19 protein-coding genes are annotated in these 19,227 nt (G+C 30.7%); 10 read left to right on the top strand and 9 right to left on the bottom strand.

Annotated features, from left to right (window positions below):
* Positions 1-9 precede the first annotated feature (9 nt).
* Positions 10-2,505 (bottom strand): BamA/TamA family outer membrane protein, encoded by a 2,496-nt coding sequence (locus HW119_RS02555; RefSeq protein WP_317171501.1) that lies wholly within the window; start codon positions 2,503-2,505, stop codon positions 10-12.
* A 218-nt stretch (positions 2,506-2,723) separates the two neighbouring features.
* On the opposite strand from HW119_RS02555, the gene HW119_RS02550 reads away from it, so the two are divergent.
* Positions 2,724-3,446, top strand: coding sequence for a TrmH family RNA methyltransferase (locus HW119_RS02550; protein WP_177761109.1), 723 nt, complete (start codon positions 2,724-2,726; stop codon positions 3,444-3,446).
* A gap of 41 nt (positions 3,447-3,487) precedes the next feature.
* Here HW119_RS02550 and HW119_RS02545 read toward each other — a convergent pair whose 3' ends face one another.
* The 7 genes from HW119_RS02545 to HW119_RS02515 all read right to left on the bottom strand — a co-directional run bounded on the left by HW119_RS02545 (position 3,488) and on the right by HW119_RS02515 (position 10,941).
* Positions 3,488-4,207 (bottom strand): porin family protein, encoded by a 720-nt coding sequence (locus HW119_RS02545; RefSeq protein WP_177761108.1) that lies wholly within the window; start codon positions 4,205-4,207, stop codon positions 3,488-3,490.
* A 3-nt stretch (positions 4,208-4,210) separates the two neighbouring features.
* Positions 4,211-4,939, bottom strand: coding sequence for a bifunctional demethylmenaquinone methyltransferase/2-methoxy-6-polyprenyl-1,4-benzoquinol methylase UbiE (gene ubiE, locus HW119_RS02540; RefSeq protein ID WP_177761107.1), 729 nt, complete (start codon positions 4,937-4,939; stop codon positions 4,211-4,213).
* Between the two features lie 356 nt (positions 4,940-5,295).
* A complete protein-coding gene (locus HW119_RS02535) occupies positions 5,296-5,817 on the bottom strand; it encodes an inorganic diphosphatase (RefSeq protein WP_177761106.1) in 522 nt (173 codons plus the stop codon).
* A 94-nt stretch (positions 5,818-5,911) separates the two neighbouring features.
* Positions 5,912-8,401, bottom strand: coding sequence for a DUF5686 family protein (locus tag HW119_RS02530; protein ID WP_177761105.1), 2,490 nt, complete (start codon positions 8,399-8,401; stop codon positions 5,912-5,914).
* A 51-nt stretch (positions 8,402-8,452) separates the two neighbouring features.
* On the bottom strand, positions 8,453-9,430 hold the full coding sequence (locus tag HW119_RS02525; protein ID WP_177761104.1) for a pyruvate dehydrogenase complex E1 component subunit beta: 978 nt from the start codon (positions 9,428-9,430) through the stop codon (positions 8,453-8,455).
* Positions 9,431-9,541: 111 nt separating this feature from the next.
* Positions 9,542-10,327 (bottom strand): hypothetical protein, encoded by a 786-nt coding sequence (locus HW119_RS02520; protein ID WP_177761103.1) that lies wholly within the window; start codon positions 10,325-10,327, stop codon positions 9,542-9,544.
* An 11-nt stretch (positions 10,328-10,338) separates the two neighbouring features.
* A complete protein-coding gene (locus HW119_RS02515; RefSeq protein WP_177761102.1) occupies positions 10,339-10,941 on the bottom strand; it encodes a hypothetical protein in 603 nt (200 codons plus the stop codon).
* 236 nt (positions 10,942-11,177) lie between these two features.
* Here HW119_RS02515 and HW119_RS02510 point away from each other — a divergent pair, with 236 nt between their 5' ends.
* From HW119_RS02510 to HW119_RS02470, 9 genes are all read left to right on the top strand, one after another.
* Positions 11,178-11,924 (top strand): electron transfer flavoprotein subunit beta/FixA family protein, encoded by a 747-nt coding sequence (locus HW119_RS02510; RefSeq protein ID WP_177761101.1) that lies wholly within the window; start codon positions 11,178-11,180, stop codon positions 11,922-11,924.
* A 40-nt stretch (positions 11,925-11,964) separates the two neighbouring features.
* A complete protein-coding gene (locus HW119_RS02505; RefSeq protein WP_177761100.1) occupies positions 11,965-12,933 on the top strand; it encodes an electron transfer flavoprotein subunit alpha/FixB family protein in 969 nt (322 codons plus the stop codon).
* A gap of 88 nt (positions 12,934-13,021) precedes the next feature.
* On the top strand, positions 13,022-13,660 hold the full coding sequence (locus HW119_RS02500) for a bifunctional nuclease family protein (protein WP_177761099.1): 639 nt from the start codon (positions 13,022-13,024) through the stop codon (positions 13,658-13,660).
* Positions 13,661-13,671: 11 nt separating this feature from the next.
* Positions 13,672-14,496, top strand: coding sequence for a thymidylate synthase (locus HW119_RS02495; RefSeq protein WP_177761098.1), 825 nt, complete (start codon positions 13,672-13,674; stop codon positions 14,494-14,496).
* A 1-nt stretch (position 14,497) separates the two neighbouring features.
* The gene (locus tag HW119_RS02490; RefSeq protein WP_177761097.1) at positions 14,498-14,998 is read left to right on the top strand and encodes a dihydrofolate reductase; all 501 of its coding nucleotides are present in this window, start codon (positions 14,498-14,500) and stop codon (positions 14,996-14,998) included.
* Positions 14,991-15,776 carry a hypothetical protein gene (locus HW119_RS02485; protein WP_177761096.1) on the top strand — a complete coding sequence of 262 codons (786 nt, stop codon included), beginning with the start codon at positions 14,991-14,993 and terminating at the stop codon, positions 15,774-15,776. Before HW119_RS02490 ends, HW119_RS02485 begins: the two co-directional genes overlap by 8 nt.
* Positions 15,777-16,391, top strand: a complete 615-nt coding sequence (locus HW119_RS02480) for a deoxynucleoside kinase (protein WP_177761095.1) — start codon at positions 15,777-15,779, stop codon at positions 16,389-16,391.
* Positions 16,392-16,395: 4 nt separating this feature from the next.
* Positions 16,396-17,526 carry an acyloxyacyl hydrolase gene (locus tag HW119_RS02475; protein WP_177761094.1) on the top strand — a complete coding sequence of 377 codons (1,131 nt, stop codon included), beginning with the start codon at positions 16,396-16,398 and terminating at the stop codon, positions 17,524-17,526.
* Positions 17,527-17,530: 4 nt separating this feature from the next.
* Entirely contained in the window at positions 17,531-18,262 is a 732-nt protein-coding gene (locus HW119_RS02470) for a GIN domain-containing protein (RefSeq protein WP_177761093.1), read from the top strand.
* A gap of 53 nt (positions 18,263-18,315) precedes the next feature.
* On the opposite strand, the gene gldA is transcribed toward HW119_RS02470, so the two are convergent.
* Positions 18,316-19,218, bottom strand: coding sequence for a gliding motility-associated ABC transporter ATP-binding subunit GldA (gldA, locus tag HW119_RS02465; RefSeq protein WP_177766505.1), 903 nt, complete (start codon positions 19,216-19,218; stop codon positions 18,316-18,318).
* Between the last annotated feature and the right edge of the window lie 9 nt (positions 19,219-19,227).

The raw sequence follows: 19,227 nt of genomic DNA, 5'->3' as shown, positions 1-19,227 counted from the left end.
GTAATTTTATTAAAATGGATAGTTAATTCCTACATTTAAAACTGCATCTCTAATATTTAATTCTTTGAACCATCTTTCACCAGGAGATTTACCTGGGTTGTATGTTTTAAATCCTATGTCACAGCGTATTACGAAAAAGCCTAAATCATATCGAATTCCAAATCCTGTTCCAAGGGCAATTTCTTCTAATGATTTAAGTCCTTCAAAATTCATTGACTCGTCTTCAACATTGTCTAAAACATTCCAAATATTACCTGCATCGGCAAACAAACCTAAATTCCATTTTCCTGTAATATTGAATCTGTATTCAAATGAAAATGCCAATTTCATATTTGCTTCATTAAAATCATTTACACCTTCGCTACTTCCTGGTCCTAAACGATACGATTGCCAAGCGCGATTGTCGTTGGATCCACCAGCAAAATAACTTCGTGAGAACGGTATGCTATTGGAATTTCCGTACGGAATTGCAATACCACCGAAAGCTCGTACTGCAATTACTTTTTTATTTCCTAAATCGAAATATTTGATATAATCTACTTCTCCTTTGATATATTGCGAATAAGCAACATCAAATAATGTTTTTGAACCATCTTCTCGAACATTGTTTTTTTGAAGATTAGATAACAAGCTTGCTAAATTACCAGCAGATTCTATTTTTGATCTGAAAATATAAAATTCATTATCATCAATATTCGTTCTAGAGGATTGTGTGAAGGTAATGTTAGATGCCAGAATTAAATTGTTTTCTGTAAGTCTATTCTTTCTTTCATTAATACTTCGTATCGTTTTGTATTCAGATGAATTACTTGGAAAAGTTGTATTTCCGTTTAATACATCATGTATAAATTTGTCTGGACCGCCACCACTAATATTCAAATTTCCTTGACTATTTAAATAATCAGGATTTGTATCAGTCATGTGAGCTAAATTATTTAAAGTATTATATGAAGATTTATAGACATTGAAATAGTTTCCAGGATTTAAATTTCTGACGTATTGTAAATTCAATAAATCTAGATTAAAATTTGTTCTTCTTTGTGGGCTCCAGTTGTAATTATAAACGGCTGTTAGGTTTCTCTTGTCTAAACCAATATTTTGTTGACTCGAAAATCCTAAACTAACATTGGTAACTGGAAACATTCTTCTTGGTAAAATTTTATCTGTGTTTGTAAAAAATACAAATCTAGGAAATGATAATTTTACGTCAGCTCCATATTCTAAAATGTCAAAAAAAGTGTTTTGATTACTTCGATATTTACTTGCAGAAGAACCAATACTTCCTCTTACACCAACGCTTAAAATTTCAGCACCTTTAAAAACATTGTTGAAATCATATCCTAAACTTCCAAGAATTCCAAAATCTTGTATGTTTGAATGTGTGACATCAATCGAAGGTTTGAATACAGCTCGTTCTTTAGGAACCAAAGTAATATTAGTGATTAAAGATAAACCAGTACTGTCAGCTGGGTCTTTTACAAATTCAATTGACGGATAATTAAAAACGCGTAAATTACTTAAAGAACGTGAAGTTAATAAACGTCTACTGTCACTATATTTTGTCTCTGGTTCAAGAAATATAGTATTTGTTAATACTTTCGGACGATAATTTAGTGGACCTTCGCTCAATATTTTAATGCCATTGTATTCAATGGTGTCCGTAAGCATTCTTCGGTTGCTTGCGGTTTTGTTCAAAGTGTAGATGTTGACTTTGCTTAACGAATATAATTTGAAAGGTTGTTTGATTAAAGAATCTCCCGTTTTTACAGTCTTGTCATTAATTATAAGATTGATGTCAGCTTTGTGATTTTTACCAACTGTATCAATTTCATAATTAATAAAAGTTTTTTGAAAATCATAGGCGCCATTGTTTCTAAAAAGCGTAGTAATTCGATCTCTTTCTTCGTCTAAAACAGCACTGTTATATTGTTTTCCGGTTTTGATTAAAGAACGTTTTTCATTTAAATTATATAAAGTTTTTAAATCTTCAGAATGAACTGTTGCATATAAACTATCGATATAAAAAGGGCTTCCCGTTGTAATCGTATAATCTACTTTTGCTTCTTTAGGTTTGATAGAATCTATTTTATAGGCAACTTTTGTGTTGAAAAAACCACGATTAAAAAAATAATTTCGCAATCTCAATGTAGATTTTTCCGCTTGATCTTCTTTTAAAAGTACTGGTTTTTCTCCTAAGTTTTTTAATGAATTGCTGATTCCAGAAACCAAAAAAGAATTACCTAAACGATCGGTTTGTTTTGCAGATAAAACAGAATTTAAAAATTTATTTGTATTCGGATTTTGTTTTAACCAAGCGTTGTATGATGAATCTGCATCAACCTTAGCCAAATTATATAATTGCAAACGAATTCTCATGCCAAGCAAGTTAGAATTCGGATGTTGATATAACTGTCCTGTTATGGCATCTGAAGTTTCTTTTTTGCCATTTTTTAAAATCTCATTTTTCATTAAAAGCTGCTCACCATCTGGTACTCTTTTTGTCAAAGAGCAAGAATATAGAGCTAAGCTTGAAATGATAACTATTGCCGTTTTAGAGATATATTTTTTCAAAATCGTTATAAAATAGAATGTAAAAATACAATTTTTTGTTTATTAAAAGATTCCTTTTTTTTAGATTATGACAATGTAAAAACTTTATTCGTTTTGTTTCTATTTATTGTGAGTTTTACTTTATAAATTTGCGTCATATTTAATAATGTCCTATGATTAGTAAAAATCAAATAAAGCAAATCAGTCAATTGAAACAAAAGAAATTTCGTGAGATTGATCAGAAGTTTATTGCAGAAGGAATAAAAGTAATTCAAGAATTGATTGCGTCTGATTTGAAGTTGGTTCATATTTATGTAACAGAATATTTTGATTTTGGAGTTTCATCAAATTTAGTAACTCAAATTTCTGAGACCGATTTAAAAAAAATATCGGCACTAACAAACCCAAATACTTGTTTGGCTGTTTTTGAAATGCCCAATTTAAACCTGCCTCAACCAAACGGATTGAAAGTTGCCTTAGACGATGTTCGTGATCCTGGAAATTTAGGAACTATTATTCGATTATGTGATTGGTTTGGGATTTCTGATTTAATTTGTTCTGAAACTTCTGTTGATGTTTACAATCCCAAGGTCGTTCAAGCAACTATGGGTTCAATGACTCGAGTAAATGTACATTATGTTGATTTAAAAAAATATTTACAAGAAACTAATGTGCCAATATATGGAACGTTCATGGATGGAAATAACATATATAAAGAACAGTTAAAAACTGAAGGGATTATTGTGATGGGAAATGAAGCTAATGGAATTTCTGTTGAAATTGAAAAATTAGTTACTCATCGTATTTCTATTCCTAGATTCGGAGATTTACAAGTAACAGAAAGTTTGAATGTTGCGACAGCTACTGCAATTACCTTGAGCGAATTTAGACGATAAAAAAAAGCTATATCTTGATACGGATATAGCTTTTAATATTTTTAATGAAATGTGAAGTTAACTAAGATTGCTCTGGTTTTCATTGACTCTATTCCTCCTGTCCAAGGACTTTGTGGATTACGATCACGAACTAATTCATCGCCCATTCCAAAAACACCTCGAACAGATGGTGTAAATTTAAAATGTTCAAAATAAAAATCAACTCCTAAACCTAATTCGTAATTGTTCGTCCATTTTTTTACTCTAAATTTTCCTGCGTAATTGTCATCTTTAGAATCTTCGTTGCTTCCAAGATTTAATGATTTAGAAAAACCGCCCACAACATACGGACGAATATTTCCGGTACGCAAAGCTGAGAATTTTAATAATAATGGAAAGTTAATGTAAGTTGAATTAATTGTTCTGATTTTAGACAAATTGTTTCCTTCAGCTAACTGTGGAAAAAAAAGTGTTTTTTTTCCATAATATAAACCTGGTTCAAAACGCAAATTTAAATATTCAGTTAATCTTAGATCACCAACCATACCAACATTGAAACCACCACTTGTTTGTACTTGAATTTCTTGACTGTTATTTTTAACTTCGTAACCTTCTGTATAATTAATTTTATAATTATAGGTGTTGAATCCCAAGAAATAACCCCAATGAACTCTTTGTTTATCAAATTCTTGTTGGTTTCTATAAGGATTTTTTCCGAACATATTTTGAGCAACACTTGTTACTGAAATAAAAAGACAAGCAATTACAATTAGTTTTTTCATAGTTTATTTTGATGATTCATAAATTGTAGCAACTCCCATTGTTTGAGGATGATGCTTTACATTCTTAAACCCAACTTTTCTCAAAATATTGTTCAATTCTTCTCCAAAAGGAAAATTTTTTGCAGATTCTGATAAATATTCATACGCTTGCTGGTCTTTAGAGAACATTTTTCCCATAAATGGAACCATGACTTTTGTATAAAAATTATAACCTTGTTTCAAAGGAAATTTAGTTGGAACTGAAGTTTCTAATATAATAAAAATTCCGTTCGGTTTTAAAACTCTTAAAATTTCTGCTAAACCTTTTTCTAAGGTCTCAAAATTTCTAATCCCAAAGCCAACTGTAATGGCATCAAAGCTGTTGTCTTCGAAAGGTAAATTCTCAGAATCACCTAAAATCATTTCGATTCTGTCATCTAATTTTAGAGCTTTTACTTTTTCTTTTCCAACATCAAGCATGCCTTGTGAAAGATCTAAACCTACAATTCGAGTTGCATTTGTTTTCGATAAAAAGATGGCCATGTCGCCAGTTCCGGTTGCGATATCTAAAATTGAATCTGGTTTTTTCGCAGCAACCATTTTCAAGACATTCTTTCTCCAACCTTGATCGGTTCCTAAAGAAATCATACGGTTTAAGTTATCGTAATTTTCAGAAATGGTATTGAACATTTGAGCGACTTGTTCTTTTTTGCCCAAATTAGAATCTTTATATGGATTGACTTGTTTTGACATTTTCGTTTTAATTTCTACAAATATAAGGATATTCTTAAAGATGAAATTTAAATGTTACGGTTGTTGTGTTGAAATTTTATCTTTTAATAAAGAAAGATCGCATTTACTAAACACGATCTTTTTGATTTATTTTTTCTTTGTTTCCTTTTCCGGAAGATATTCATTAGTTCTTTTTGTTGCAGAAAATTTCTTATAACCAAAAATAACTAGAATAAGTGCTGCCATTCCAACATAAACGTATTGCATGATTTTATATATTTAATAATCAAATTTAAAATAAAAATAAATGCCATGATTTTTTTTACGTCTATTTTTAATAAAAAAAAACCAGAACATTTGTTCTGGCTTGGTATTTTTTAGATTGCGAACGAAGCTTGTTTTTCAGCGTCTAAAGCACTGAAACGAGCTTGACATTCTTCGATTAAAGCAATTGCAGCTGCTTTGTCTCCGAATCCGTTAGTTTCTACTTTTTTCTTTTCTAAATCTTTGTAAACTTGGAAGAAGTGTTCGATTTCTAATAATTTATGTTCGTTAACGTCTTTTAAGTCGTTTAATTTGTTCATGATTGGATCTCCTGTAGGAACACAGATGATTTTTTCGTCTTGTCCTTTATCGTCAGACATATAAAAAACACCAACTGGTTTAACTTCAACTAATAATCCTGGAATCATTGGTTCTGTAACTAAAACTAAAACGTCTAACGGGTCGTTATCTAAAGCTAAAGTTTCAGGAATAAATCCGTAATCAGCAGGATACATCATTGAAGAGAATAATAAACGGTCGAAACGCATTTTTTTTAATTCAAAATCAAATTCATATTTGTTTCTGCTTCCTGTTGGTATTTCGATAAATGCATCGAATTTTTCAAAATTTGTCATAATGCTTTTATGTGTAATATTTAATTGTCAAAAAAATTGGATGCAAAAGTACGCTAAAATCCAAATTATTACAAGTTTATCTGCGAAAATAGTCTTAAAACTGGAATCCGAAACCAATTTTTGCACCGAATTTGTGAGCTCCTGGATTTTCTAAATAATTTCCACGCCAAGTAAAATCAAGACGTATCAACTTGAAGATATTTCCAACTCCTACATAATATTCGTAATATATTTTATCTGTTGGTGCAACATAATTAATGTTCGAAGCATTGATGGCTTTATTTTCATCAGAAACAGTTCCGTAAGCTCCTCTAAATCCAATAATTTCGCGTAAATTTAAATCTCTTAAATAAGGAATTCTTGAAAATAAACGACCTTCAAAATTATGTTCTAAATGTAATGTAACATAAGTGTCTGTAACAAATTCGTAATAATTAAGTTGACTAAAAGCATTTTCAATTCTAAAATACGATTGATTTCCTGGTATTACACTCATTAATCCAAGTGGTACAGTTCCGAAAGTTTTACCTGCTTCAACAATTGGCGTTAATCTACCAAATCCACCTACCCAAAATGGATGTTTATAGAAAACCTGTATTTTTTTGTAATCAAAATCTCCGTTTAACATGCCTTTGACACCTAAACTATAATTTACAAAAAGTCTTGCGTAATCATAATTCACGTCAATTCGATCAACACCATATCCGATGTATTTTCTTTTTGGTGTATAATCTACAGAAACATTGATTTCTGATTGTTTTAATTGTTGCTCTATTGTACCTGTTGTTAAATCTAAATAATCAAGGCTGAAAGTTGGAGAAGCTGTTTTTAACGTTTTGTAATTTAAAGATGTTGAGAACTTTAAATTCTTTACAGGTTCAATTTCCAAACCAGCTGTACTTGTATTGATGTTTGATAATTTTGAATTATCTCCACTAGCAAATAAAGCACTAGAAGCAAAGCTACGTCCTAAAACATCGACAATAGGAGATAAGCTAGCGCCAATTTGTTCAACATCTCTTCGGTTTCCTGCATAAATCATAAAACGATTTCTTTTGTCTAGCATGTATTTCGCAGAAATTCCATATTTGAATTTATCATCTTTAATTCCGTAAGCAAGGAAACCTTCTAAACGCCAATAATCATTAGGTCCAAAGTAAGTTCTACCTCCAACACGAAAACGCGTACCTTCAACGTCATTAAATCCTAAAGATGAAAAAATAGGTCCGTAATCGAAATTTCCAAATTGAATGTATTCACTCGAAAGAATACTTACTGCGTTTACGTAACTATTGAATCTTTTATTTTCTTTAAGCGCATCAAGCATTTCATAAATTCCCATTTCTTCTTCTGAAAGTGGTTCAAAACGGTAGGTTTCCCAAAATGAATCGTCGCGTGCCATTATACTTTCGTCGTAAGTGTTGACTTCACTTGTGTAAAAATTATCTGGGCGTTTTACATTGAATTTGTGATCTTTGTAGTAAGTTGTTCTTTTTCCATAAACACCTTTGGATTCGTCTTTTTTACTGATGCTAAAATCGGTCATCATGTGATCTTTGGTTAACAAGAAAACGGAGTCGTCAAAAACTTCAAACTCTTGTTCTACATAAATATCTTTAACCCAGTTGATATTAACACCTTTGCTAACTGCTAAATTTATTTTTTTGATTGCCCATGTGGTATCATTAACCCAAAAATCCCCTTTAAAGGTAAGTTCACCTTTTCTTCTTGGATAAAAAACAATATTGTAACACCATTTGTTTCCAATGAATGTACTATCTGCTAAGACATAATTATAGACGTTAATTCCAGTGGTAGAAAGTGGACTGACAAAATCTTTATCATAAAAACGAATGTAATTGTTATAGATATTATAATCTACATACAAATCATTAATGAAAGAAATGATGTGTTGATTGTTTTCAAAACCAGAATTTTTGTTTCCTTTTACAAGTTCTTTCTTTTTGTTTTTAATATTATCTCCATAAATCATTGAAGCTTTTTCGTTGATGAAAATCGGTAGATATGTCTTTCCTGTAATTGATGATGTATCCACATGATTAAAAATAAATTCCATACCATTGAAAATGCGTTTTTTCATAAAAGCACTATCAATAGAATTCATGTCAAATTCTACTTTTTCGTATTTGGAATATTGATATTGGTCAAATTTATAAAGCCCGTTTTTGCGTTTGTTTGCCCAAATTTTACGTAAAATATCTAATGCAGGATTATCTTTTTTGGATGTTTTTCCTACATAAATCTTCATTTCTTCAAGCGTATTATCTTCTTCAAGTTGGATGTTTAAATTCAGATTTGTAGCTGATTTTAAAGGAATGAACTTGTCTGCAAAACCAATATAAGAAATTACTAATGTGTCAAATTTAGAATCTGATTCTAAATAAAACTTACCTAATTCATTTGTTATTATTCCTTCGGATGAATTTTTGAAATACACACTTACGTATGCAAGTGGTTGATTGTTATTGTCTTTTACGATTCCTCCAACTTTCGTTTGTGCATAAAACGATAGCGGAATTAAAAAGAATAATATTAGTAAAAGTGCGTGTTTAAGTGGTTTCATAAAAAAATACTCCAACGTTTAGTTGGAGTATCAAATATATTAGTTTTTTTTCTATTTGTAAGCAACTTTTTTAACTGCTTTTATTACATCTTGTGAATTTGGTAACCATTCTTTTAATAATACTGGAGAGAATGGAGCAGGAGTATCTGCTGTTGTAATTCTTTGTATTGGAGCATCTAAGAAATCAAAAGCTCTTTCTTGTACGGTGTAAGTGATTTCAGATGAAACTGATGCAAATGGCCAAGCTTCTTCTAAGATTACTAAACGATTTGTTTTCTTAACAGAATTGATAATACAATCAAAATCCAATGGACGAACCGTTCTTAAATCAATTACTTCACACGAAATACCTTCTTTTTGTAATTCTTCAGTAGCGATTAAAGCTTCTTTGATGATTTTTCCAAATGATACAATCGTAACATCTGTTCCAGCACGTTTGATGTCTGCAACTCCTAATGGAATTGTGTATTCACCTTCAGGAATTTCTCCTTTGTCACCATACATTTGTTCAGACTCCATAAAGATTACAGGATCGTTATCACGAATTGCCGATTTTAATAAACCTTTTGCATCATAAGGTGTAGAAGGAACTACCACTTTTAAACCAGGTGTATTTGCATACCAGTTTTCAAAAGCTTGAGAGTGAGTTGCCGCTAATTGCCCTGCAGATGCAGTTGGTCCACGGAAAACCATTGGCATGTTAAATTGTCCGCCAGACATTTGACGCATTTTAGCTGCGTTATTTATAATTTGATCGATTCCAACAAGTGAAAAGTTGAATGTCATGAATTCTACAATCGGACGTAAACCGTTCATTGCAGAACCAACCGCAATACCAGCAAAACCTAATTCTGCAATTGGTGTATCGATTACACGTTTTGGTCCAAATTCATCTAACATTCCTTTTGAAGCTTTATAAGCACCGTTATATTCAGCAACTTCTTCTCCCATTAAGTAAATGGTTTCATCGCGACGCATTTCTTCGCTCATCGCTTCGCAAATAGCTTCTCTAAATTGTATAGTTCTCATATTGTATTATCGTAATTAATAGGAACACAAAAATATAAAAATATAATTTGTTTGGCTTGTTTTTGAGAATAAATTATAATTATGGTTTTGGTTGATTTTTAAATATTGATTTTATTTAATTCCTTCGTAAATAAAATTATTACCGTTCCATTTATAAATCAAATTTTTAGAAGTAACAATTCCTTTTTCATTAATTAACGGAATCTTTAAAGTGTTGTTTTTTAATGTAATTAATTCAACGGGACGTTCTGGTCTATCAACAACACTAAAAAAATCAAATTCGCAATGTATAGAAGATAATTCTTGTTTTTTAGTTTTGAAAACCTTTGTTAGATCTAAATTGTTGTTTTTGATTTTATAAGCAAAAATGCTTTGAGTAACTAAACTTGTAGATAAAATTGAATTATTAATGGTTAGATAAATCGTTTCATTTTTATTTGTTTTAACTGAATAAATTTTAGAAATGAAAGATTGCGCATCATCTTCAGCAACAATTAAATTGCTTATTGTTTTTTTATCTCCTTTATATTGTATGATTTGGTCAAAGAAGCGCATGGTTCCACCGGAGTTATTGTTCCAGCTGTAAATTCTGAATTTTTTATCTGTTGAAGTTGCAATGTAAATTCCTGTTGCTTCTTTCAGTTTGGTAAAATCATAATTCAAACTTTCGGGATTTTCGTTTATGATTTTGTAAAAATTTTCTCTAACAGTTGAAGCATATTCAGGATTTTCGTCTAGCTTTTTAAAATCAGAAATTAATTGTTGTTCTAAAGTAGATAAATTATTTGTTTGTTGAATAATTTCTGATGGAAACAAATCAAAAGGTAACGAAGCATTACTTTGATTACTAGCTAATAAAACAAAACTTAATAGTTGAATTTTTTTACTTATTGTCATTTTTTGAAATTTTAATATCCTAATTGTTTTAATTCTTTTTTGATGTCTTCTGCATTTTTGTATTTCGAAATATAATCAGAATCATCGAGAAAACCTTCAAAATTATTTTTAGAGAAAATATCTAATTTAGGATTATTTAAAGATTTCATTTTTTTTGGAATTTTATTTGAATTAAAATTATCGTAAAAATATACGGTATAGTCTGTGCCATCATATAAATATTGTAATCGATGCGTATTTGAGGTTAATATAATCAATTCCTTTTCAGAATCTTCATCTGCATTTGCAAAAAAGACACTTAAAATTTCGGTATCCACATTGTCATCTTCAAATTCATCAATCAAAATTTTTTTGTATGATGAACCGTCGGGAATTAAAATAAAACTTTGAATACGATTGTGCGAATAAGTTCCGTATTCAGACGTATCAGTAATTACGGTATCATAAAATAAAATAACGGCATTTTTAAAGCCCCAAAAATTTGCTTTGATGGGCTGATGTGCAATTGCATGAGCTTTTGGTTTAAACTCTAATGCTATCTTTTCTAAGTTTGTATTTTGAGAAAAGCTCTTGAAAGAAAGCATGGTTAAGAAAAATATTAATCGAATTTTCATATCCAGTTTTTACATAAAGATATTATTAATTTCAAAATTCTCATTTATGACATTGTTAATTTTTTTTAGATATTTTCAATATAATTGATTTTGGTCTTTTTAAATTGGATAAAAATTAAATTTATTTTAGAAATTTGTATTTTGTGCTAAAAAATATTATGCACGCATACTATTTATTTAAATAATTTTTTTATCTTCGTTTTTATTAAAACATTAATCTAAAAAACTTACAATAAATGAAAATATTAGTTTGCATCAGCCACGTGCCTGATACTACTTCGAAAATTAATTTTACGAATGGTGATACTGAGTTTGATACGAATGGAGTTCAGTTTGTAATTAATCCAAATGATGAGTTTGGTTTAACACGCGCTATTTGGTTTAAAGAAAAACAAGGTGCTCATGTAACAGTTGTAAATGTTGGTGGCGCAGATACTGAAGCTACTATCCGTAAAGCTTTAGCAATTGGAGCTGATGAAGCTATTCGTGTAAACGCAAATCCTACAGACGGATTTTTCGTTGCAAAACAATTAGCTGAAGTAGTTAAAAATGGTGGATACGATTTAGTAATTGCAGGTAAAGAATCTTTAGATTATAATGGAGGAATGGTTCCAGGAATGTTAGCTACAATTTTAGGATATAATTTTGTGAATTCTTGCGTTGGAATCGAAGTTGAAGGAAATACAGCAAAAGTAACGAGAGAAATTGACGGTGGTAAAGAAATTTTATCAGCAGGGTTACCTTTAGTTATTGGAGGTCAAAAAGGAATTGTTGAGGAAAAAGATTTACGTATTCCAAATATGCGTGGAATTATGACAGCTCGTACAAAAGCTTTAAACGTTGTTGAACCAGCAGGTGTTGAAGCTTTAACTAAAGTTGTTAAATACGAAAGTCCAGCTCCAAAATCTGCTTGTAAAATCATTAGCGCAGATAATTTAGATGAGTTAGTAAACTTATTACATAACGAAGCTAAAGTAATCTAATTCACTTCAATTTATTTATTCATTACAAAATTAAAAGAGTATGTCAGTTTTAATATATGCTGAATCAGCAGAAGGAAAATTTAAAAAAGTTGCATTAGAATTAGCTTCTTATGCAAAAAAAGTTGCAGAATCTTTAGGAACAACTGTAACTGCTGTAACAATCAATACATCTGATGTTTCTGAATTAGGAAACTACGGAGTTGATAAAGTTTTAAAAGTATCTAACGATAAATTAAATAAATTCAGTGCTAAAGCTTATGCTGATGTAATCAAACAAGCGGCACAAAAAGAAGGAGCTAAAGTTGTTGTTTTATCGTCAACTACAGATTCTTTATATTTAGCACCAATTGTAGCTGTTAATTTAGAAGCAGGATTTGCTTCTAACGTAATAGCTTTACCAATTTCTACATCTCCTTTCCAAGTGAAAAGAAACGCTTTCTCTACAAAAGGATTCAATGTTACAGAAATCGCTTCAGACGTAAAAGTATTAGCTTTAGCTAAAAACTCTTTCGGATTAGTTGAAGCTTCAGGAGCTGCTGCTGCAGAAGATTTCGCTCCAGCTTTAAACGATGCTGATTTTGCTATCGTTGTAGAAAGTGTTGAAAAGGTAACAGGAAAAGTAACTATTGCTGATGCTGAAATCGTTGTTTCTGCAGGTCGTGGATTAAAAGGTCCAGAAAACTGGGGAATGATTGAAGAATTGGCTTCTGTTTTAGGAGCTGCAACTGCTTGTTCTAAACCAGTTTCTGATTTAGATTGGAGACCTCACTCTGAGCACGTTGGACAAACAGGAAAACCAGTTGCTGCCAATTTATATATTGCAGTTGGTATTTCTGGAGCTATTCAGCACATTGCTGGAATCAACTCTTCTAAAGTAAAAGTGGTTATTAATACAGACCCAGAAGCGCCTTTCTTTAAAGTTGCAGATTACGGAGTTGTTGGTGATGCTTTCCAAGTAGTACCTGCATTAATCGAGAAATTAAAAGAGTTCAAAGCTAAAAACGCTTAGTTCTTTTCAAAAAAATAAAAACCCATTTGGGCTATTAAAATAAAGTAGTATCTTTGTTTTAATAGCCCTTTTTTTGGTTAGGAAATATATGAGTTTAGTAAAATTAGTTATAAAGGGAATTTCGTACAGTCATACGCAAAATGGTGCTTATGCACTGATTTTAAACGAAGTTGACGGCGATAGAAAACTTCCGATTGTTATCGGAGCTTTTGAAGCACAATCAATTGCAATTGCTATCGAGAAAGAATTAAAACCTCCAAGACCGTTAACGCACGATTTGTTCAAAAATTTTGCAGACCGTTTTGATATTGTTATCAATCAAGTAATCATCCACAAATTAGTTGATGGTGTTTTCTTCTCAAGTATTATTTGTGAACGCGATGGAATTGAAGAAATTATCGATGCCAGAACATCAGATGCAATTTCGTTGGCAATTCGTTTTCAAGCTCCAATTTTTACTTATAAAAACATCCTAGATAAAGCAGGAATTTTCTTGAATGATGGTGTTGTGGACGGAAATGAAAATGAAGACGAATCAGAAGATATTGACGATGTTTTAGAAGAAATATTCACGAATATCGAAGCTCCTAAAATGACTGAGAAGGTAAACGAATATGCTCATTTTTCACTTAAAGAATTGAATGAATTGTTAGAAAATGCAATTGCAAACGAAGATTACGAAAAAGCTGCTCGTTTACGTGATGAAATTTCTAGAAAATCAGAATAATAAGAAAACTTATGAAGCAATATTTAGATTTAGTTAAGCATGTTATTGAAACAGGTGTTCAAAAAGGTGACCGAACAGGTACCGGAACTAAAAGCGTTTTTGGTTATCAAATGCGTTTTGATTTAAACGAAGGCTTTCCGATGGTTACCACTAAAAAAGTGCATTTAAAATCAATCATTCACGAATTGTTATGGTTTTTAAAAGGCGAAACTAATATTGCGTATTTGAAAGAAAACGGTGTTCGCATCTGGGACGAATGGGCAGATGAGAATGGTGATTTAGGTCCGGTTTACGGATATCAATGGCGTAATTGGAATGGTGAAGAAATTGACCAAATTACCGAATTGATTGAAACGTTGAAAACTAATCCAAATAGTAGAAGAATGTTAATCTCTGCTTGGAATCCAAGCGTTTTGCCAGATACTTCTATTTCGTTTGCAGAAAACGTTGCAAATAATAAAGCTGCTTTACCTCCTTGTCATGCTTTTTTTCAATTCTATGTTGCCGACGGAAAATTATCTTGTCAGTTGTATCAACGAAGCGCCGATATTTTCTTAGGAGTTCCGTTTAATATTGCATCTTATGCGTTGTTTACGATGATGGTTGCTCAAGTTTGTGGATTAGGATATGGCGATTTTATTCACACTTTTGGTGATGCTCATATTTATAACAATCATATCGAACAGTTAGAATTGCAATTATCTCGCGAACCGAAACCGCTACCAACAATGAAGTTAAATCCAGAAGTGAAAAATATTTTCGATTTTACTTTTGAAGATTTTACTTTAGAAAATTACGAACCGCATCCTGCCATTAAAGGACAAGTTTCAGTTTAATATGAAAATAATTCTTGTTGCTGCTGTTGCTGAAAATAATGCGTTAGGAAAAGATAATGCAATGATTTGGCATTTGCCTGATGATTTTAAACATTTTAAAAGTTTAACAACAGGACATTTTATTTTAATGGGAAGAAAAACGTTTGAGACCTTTCCGAAACCATTACCAAATCGTACACATTTGATTATTTCTAGAAATACAGATTATCAAGTTCCAGAAAATTGTTTTGTTTTTCAATCGATTGATGAAGCTATTCATTTCGCGAAAAATCAAAATCAAGATAAACTTTTTGTAATTGGTGGCGGAGAAATCTACAAACAAACGATTGATTTAGCTACCGAACTTTCGATTACCGAAGTCAAAGAATCATTTGAAGCTGATGCTTTTTTTCCTGAAATTGATAAAATGATTTGGAAATCTGTTGAGGTTATTCATCACGAAATTGACGAAAAGCATAAACATGCTTTCGATATAATTACTTATAAACATTACGATGCGTAAATTTTTCTTCATCTTATTTTTGAGTTTTACGAGTTTAATTCAAGCTCAAGATTTAGATGTCGAATTATTACAAAGTTTAGCAAATCAAAATGCCATTCAATTTGCTTCATACGACCATTTAGGCGAATTTTATCTGGTAAAGAATAATCAAATAACCAAACAAAAAAAAGATAAAAAGTATAATTATAGTAATTTACTTTACGGCGAAATATCTTCTATAGATATTCGAAATCCATTTCAGATTCTTGTTTTTTATAGAGATTTTCAAAGTTTTGTGGTTTTAGATAATCAATTAAACGAAATTTTAAATGTAAATTTCAGCATTCAGTTTCCAGAGTTGGATGTAATTTCGGTAAGTGCATCAAACAAAAATTTCTATTGGGTTTTAGACGGAATTTCAAGACGTATTTTTCTTTTTGATGCTGGTCAAAATTCTTTAAAAGCTGTTTCTGTGCCATTTGAAAATAAATTTAGCGATTGGAATTCAAACGCGAATTCGTTTTTTATTGAATCAAACCATATTATTTATACGTATGATATTTACGGAAAAGTTTCTCAAATGCCTTTTTCTACCGAATTTGAAAAAATAGATTTGATTTCACCTTCTGCATTTATCAGTCAAACGAATCAAGATTTGTTTTATCTTAATCTCGTTTCAAATCAAAACTTAAAAATAAATCTGCCAAATAATAACATCGTTTCATTTGAAATAAATAATGAAATTTTGACTATTTTTACAGATACAGATATTAATATTTACAAATTAAAAACACCATAAATGCAAGTTGCTATCGCAGGGAATATCGGAGCAGGAAAAACAACTTTAACCCGATTACTTTCAAAACATTTTAAATGGGAACCGCATTTCGAAGATGTAGTTGACAATCCGTATTTAGATGATTTCTATCATTCGATGGATCGTTGGTCATTTAACTTACAAATTTATTTCTTAAATAGCCGTTTTCGTCAGGTTTTGAAGATGAAAGAAAGCGGAAAAAATACCATTCAAGATCGTACGATTTATGAAGATGCGCACATTTTCGCTCCAAATTTACATGCCATGGGTTTGATGGGAAATAGAGATTACGAAAATTATAAATCGCTTTTTGAACTGATGGAACAATTGGTTGGAGCACCAGATTTATTGATTTATTTAAGAAGTTCGATTCCGAATTTAGTTGGTCAAATTCACAAACGCGGACGTGATTATGAAAATACCATTTCTATCGATTATTTAAATCGTTTGAATGAACGTTACGAAGCTTGGATTCAAACGTACAACAAAGGAAAGTTGTTAATTATCGATGTTGATAATATTAATTTTGTTGATAATCCTGAAGATTTAGGAAATATCATCAATAGAATTGATGCTGAAATCAACGGTTTATTCTAAAAATATGCTGTGCTTAAAAATATTCTTTTCAAGTAATTTGAGAAGTGTTTTTAAGCACTTTTTTTTTGCAATTCTTTTTTTTACTTCGACAGTTCATGCACAAAATTTTGACGATTGGTTTGTAGAAGGTAATTATTATACAGGTTCTATAATTCCACATAGCCAACAAATTTCGCATTTGATTACTGCAAAACCAGAAGGTTTTTTTTTAAGTTTTAATCGAAAAACGGTAGGTGATAAACCTTGGGAAAGTTTTTATAATTTCCCCGATTATGGATTTACTTTACATTATCAAAACAATCACAATCCTGAATTAGGTAATTTATATGGTGCTTTTGCACATTTAAATTTTTATTTTTTTAATCGCAATCTACAATTTCGAGTAGCACAAGGAATTGCTTATGCAACCAATCCGTACGATAGAGAAACTAATTTTAGAAATTTAGCTTACGGAACTAAATTTATGCCTTCGACTTATTTGGCTTTAAATTTTAATAAGCAAAATCTTTGGAATGGTTTGGGTTTTCAAGCTGGGCTAGTTTTTTTACATCATTCCAATGCAACATTAAAGTCACCGAATATCAGTACAAATACTTTAGGATTGCAAATTGGTTTAAATTATTCGTTCAATCATCAAGAACCAAATCGACGTTTTAGTTCACAAGTTGATAATTTTGATACAAGAATTAAATATGTAATTAGTTTTAAGACTGGTGTAAATGAAGGACACGTAATTGGAATGGGGCAAAAACCTTTTTATCACATTAATGCTTATGCAGAAAAGCGATTAAATAGAACGGGTTCACTTCAATTAGGTGCTGAATTGTTTTTGTCCGAAACTCTAAAAGAAATAATTCCACTTTTAGCAAATTCTTTTCCTGAATCAAATATTTCTTTAAATACAGATTATAAACGAATTGGTGTTTTTACTGGATACGAAATGTATATAAATAAATTGAGTATTGAAGGTCAAATGGGTGTTTATGTATATGATCAATATAAAGTTAATGGAAGTTTGTATCAACGTTTAGGTTTGAAATACAATGTTACAGAACGCATTTTTGGGTCGATGAGTTTGAAAACACATTCGGCAAAAGCAGAAGCTTTAGAATTTGGTGTTGGTTTTAAATTATAGATGTATGAAGCATTTCCTTTTTATATTGCTTGTTGTTACTACTTTTTCTTCTTGTACAAAAGAAGGAAGTTGTTTTTCTGATTCAGGAAATTCGGTTTCAAAAACATTGAGTTTGTCAGCATTTGATGTGATTGATATTCCGAAAGGTTTTACAGTGGAAATTATCGAATCTAACGAATCAAAAATCGAAATTGATTCTAAAGAAAGTTACTTGGCAAATTTAGATTTCCAGATTCAAAATAATCAACTGACCATAACCAATTCGATGAGTTGTTCAATGCTTCATAGTTACGAAATTGCTAAAGTTCGCATTTATACACCAACATTAAAAAAAATAATTTCGCGTACGCAATTAAAAGTTTCTTCTGTCGGAATATTAAGATTTCCTGAATTGACAATTATTACAAGTAGTGATGAAGGAGCTTCTTCAAAGGTAGATTTACAAATTGAAAATAATGTTTTGCGAGTTGAAGATAATCAAGTTGGCTATTTTAAAATTTCTGGTAAAACGATTTGGTTAGATATTGCTTTTTATGGAGGAAGCGGTCGCTTAGAAGCGCAGAATTTAGAAGCTTTTGATTGTACTTTTTTTCAACGCAGTAACAACGATATTTTGGTTAAAGCAGAGAATAAATTATCAGGTACTATTTACGCAACTGGAAATGTTATTGTTTTTAATAAACCAAATGAAGTTGACGTTACCGAAAAATATAAAGGTAAGTTGATTTATAAATAAGTTTTTTGATTTCTTAATTCAAAATAAAAGCCCAGAATAACTGAGCTTTATATTTATTTTTGAGTTGTTTTTTCACGGAATAACGTTTCTAAATCTTTATTTTTTAATTGAACAGATAAGGTTCTAAGTCCGTTTTCTTGAGCAAAATCAAAAATCGCTGGTCGCATATCTTCATCTGCTTTGAAAACCAATTCCCACTGATTGTCGTGAATGTTTTTGAACGTAACCAAATTCTTAAGTTTAGCTACAAATTGTTCTTCAATTTTAAAATCGAATTCTACTTCAATTACTTGTTCATTTTCTGATGAAAAAGTTTGATGTAATAAACGGTCGTCAACAATTTTACCTTTATTGATGATAATCACGCGATCACAAATCGCTTCAACTTCTTGCATAATATGCGTAGAAAGAAAAACGGTTTTGTCCTTTCCGATGTTCTTGATCAATTCACGAATCTCAACCAATTGATTTGGATCTAAACCTGTGGTTGGCTCATCTAAAATCAAAACATCCGGATTGTGTAAAAGTGCCGTTGCCAATCCAACACGTTGACGATAACCTTTAGAAAGCTGACCGATTTTCTTTTTCGATTCTGGAGTTAATCCCGTAAGTTCAATTACATCATCAATTCTGCTTTTTTTTACGTTGTAAACATCGGCATTGAATTCTAAATATTCTTTTACGTATAAATCTAAATACAATGGATTATGTTCAGGCAAATAACCAATTGATTTTTCAACTTGATGCGGTTGTGTATTTACATCGAAACCGTTTACCAAAGCTGAACCTGAATCTGCTTCAATATAAGTAGTTAATATTTTCATTAAGGTTGATTTTCCGGCACCATTCGGACCTAAAAATCCAACAATTTCTCCTTTCTTTATTGAAAAAGAAACTGCATCTAAAGCTTTTTGCTCCCCGTAAATTTTCGAAATATTTTTAACTTCTATCGACATCGCTTGTTT

Source organism: Flavobacterium sp. I3-2, from assembly GCF_013389595.1.
Lineage (GTDB): Bacteria > Bacteroidota > Bacteroidia > Flavobacteriales > Flavobacteriaceae > Flavobacterium.
Note: the sequence above shows the minus strand (reverse complement) of the source record. Positions and strands in the feature narration are given on the sequence as shown.

Excerpts from the sequence above, each read along its gene's own strand:
- HW119_RS02550 (WP_177761109.1), top strand. The coding sequence starts at position 2,724 with ATGATTAGTAAAAATCAAATAAAGCAAATCAGTCAATTGAAACAAAAG.
- HW119_RS02545 (WP_177761108.1), bottom strand. The coding sequence starts at position 4,207 with ATGAAAAAACTAATTGTAATTGCTTGTCTTTTTATTTCAGTAACAAGT.
- ubiE (WP_177761107.1), bottom strand. The coding sequence starts at position 4,939 with ATGTCAAAACAAGTCAATCCATATAAAGATTCTAATTTGGGCAAAAAA.
- HW119_RS02535 (WP_177761106.1), bottom strand. The coding sequence starts at position 5,817 with ATGACAAATTTTGAAAAATTCGATGCATTTATCGAAATACCAACAGGA.
- HW119_RS02530 (WP_177761105.1), bottom strand. The coding sequence starts at position 8,401 with ATGAAACCACTTAAACACGCACTTTTACTAATATTATTCTTTTTAATT.
- HW119_RS02525 (WP_177761104.1), bottom strand. The coding sequence starts at position 9,430 with ATGAGAACTATACAATTTAGAGAAGCTATTTGCGAAGCGATGAGCGAA.
- HW119_RS02520 (WP_177761103.1), bottom strand. The coding sequence starts at position 10,327 with ATGACAATAAGTAAAAAAATTCAACTATTAAGTTTTGTTTTATTAGCT.
- HW119_RS02515 (WP_177761102.1), bottom strand. The coding sequence starts at position 10,941 with ATGAAAATTCGATTAATATTTTTCTTAACCATGCTTTCTTTCAAGAGC.
- HW119_RS02510 (WP_177761101.1), top strand. The coding sequence starts at position 11,178 with ATGAAAATATTAGTTTGCATCAGCCACGTGCCTGATACTACTTCGAAA.
- HW119_RS02505 (WP_177761100.1), top strand. The coding sequence starts at position 11,965 with ATGTCAGTTTTAATATATGCTGAATCAGCAGAAGGAAAATTTAAAAAA.
- HW119_RS02500 (WP_177761099.1), top strand. The coding sequence starts at position 13,022 with ATGAGTTTAGTAAAATTAGTTATAAAGGGAATTTCGTACAGTCATACG.
- HW119_RS02495 (WP_177761098.1), top strand. The coding sequence starts at position 13,672 with ATGAAGCAATATTTAGATTTAGTTAAGCATGTTATTGAAACAGGTGTT.
- HW119_RS02490 (WP_177761097.1), top strand. The coding sequence starts at position 14,498 with ATGAAAATAATTCTTGTTGCTGCTGTTGCTGAAAATAATGCGTTAGGA.
- HW119_RS02485 (WP_177761096.1), top strand. The coding sequence starts at position 14,991 with ATGCGTAAATTTTTCTTCATCTTATTTTTGAGTTTTACGAGTTTAATT.
- HW119_RS02480 (WP_177761095.1), top strand. The coding sequence starts at position 15,777 with ATGCAAGTTGCTATCGCAGGGAATATCGGAGCAGGAAAAACAACTTTA.
- HW119_RS02475 (WP_177761094.1), top strand. The coding sequence starts at position 16,396 with ATGCTGTGCTTAAAAATATTCTTTTCAAGTAATTTGAGAAGTGTTTTT.
- HW119_RS02470 (WP_177761093.1), top strand. The coding sequence starts at position 17,531 with ATGAAGCATTTCCTTTTTATATTGCTTGTTGTTACTACTTTTTCTTCT.
- gldA (WP_177766505.1), bottom strand. The coding sequence starts at position 19,218 with ATGTCGATAGAAGTTAAAAATATTTCGAAAATTTACGGGGAGCAAAAA.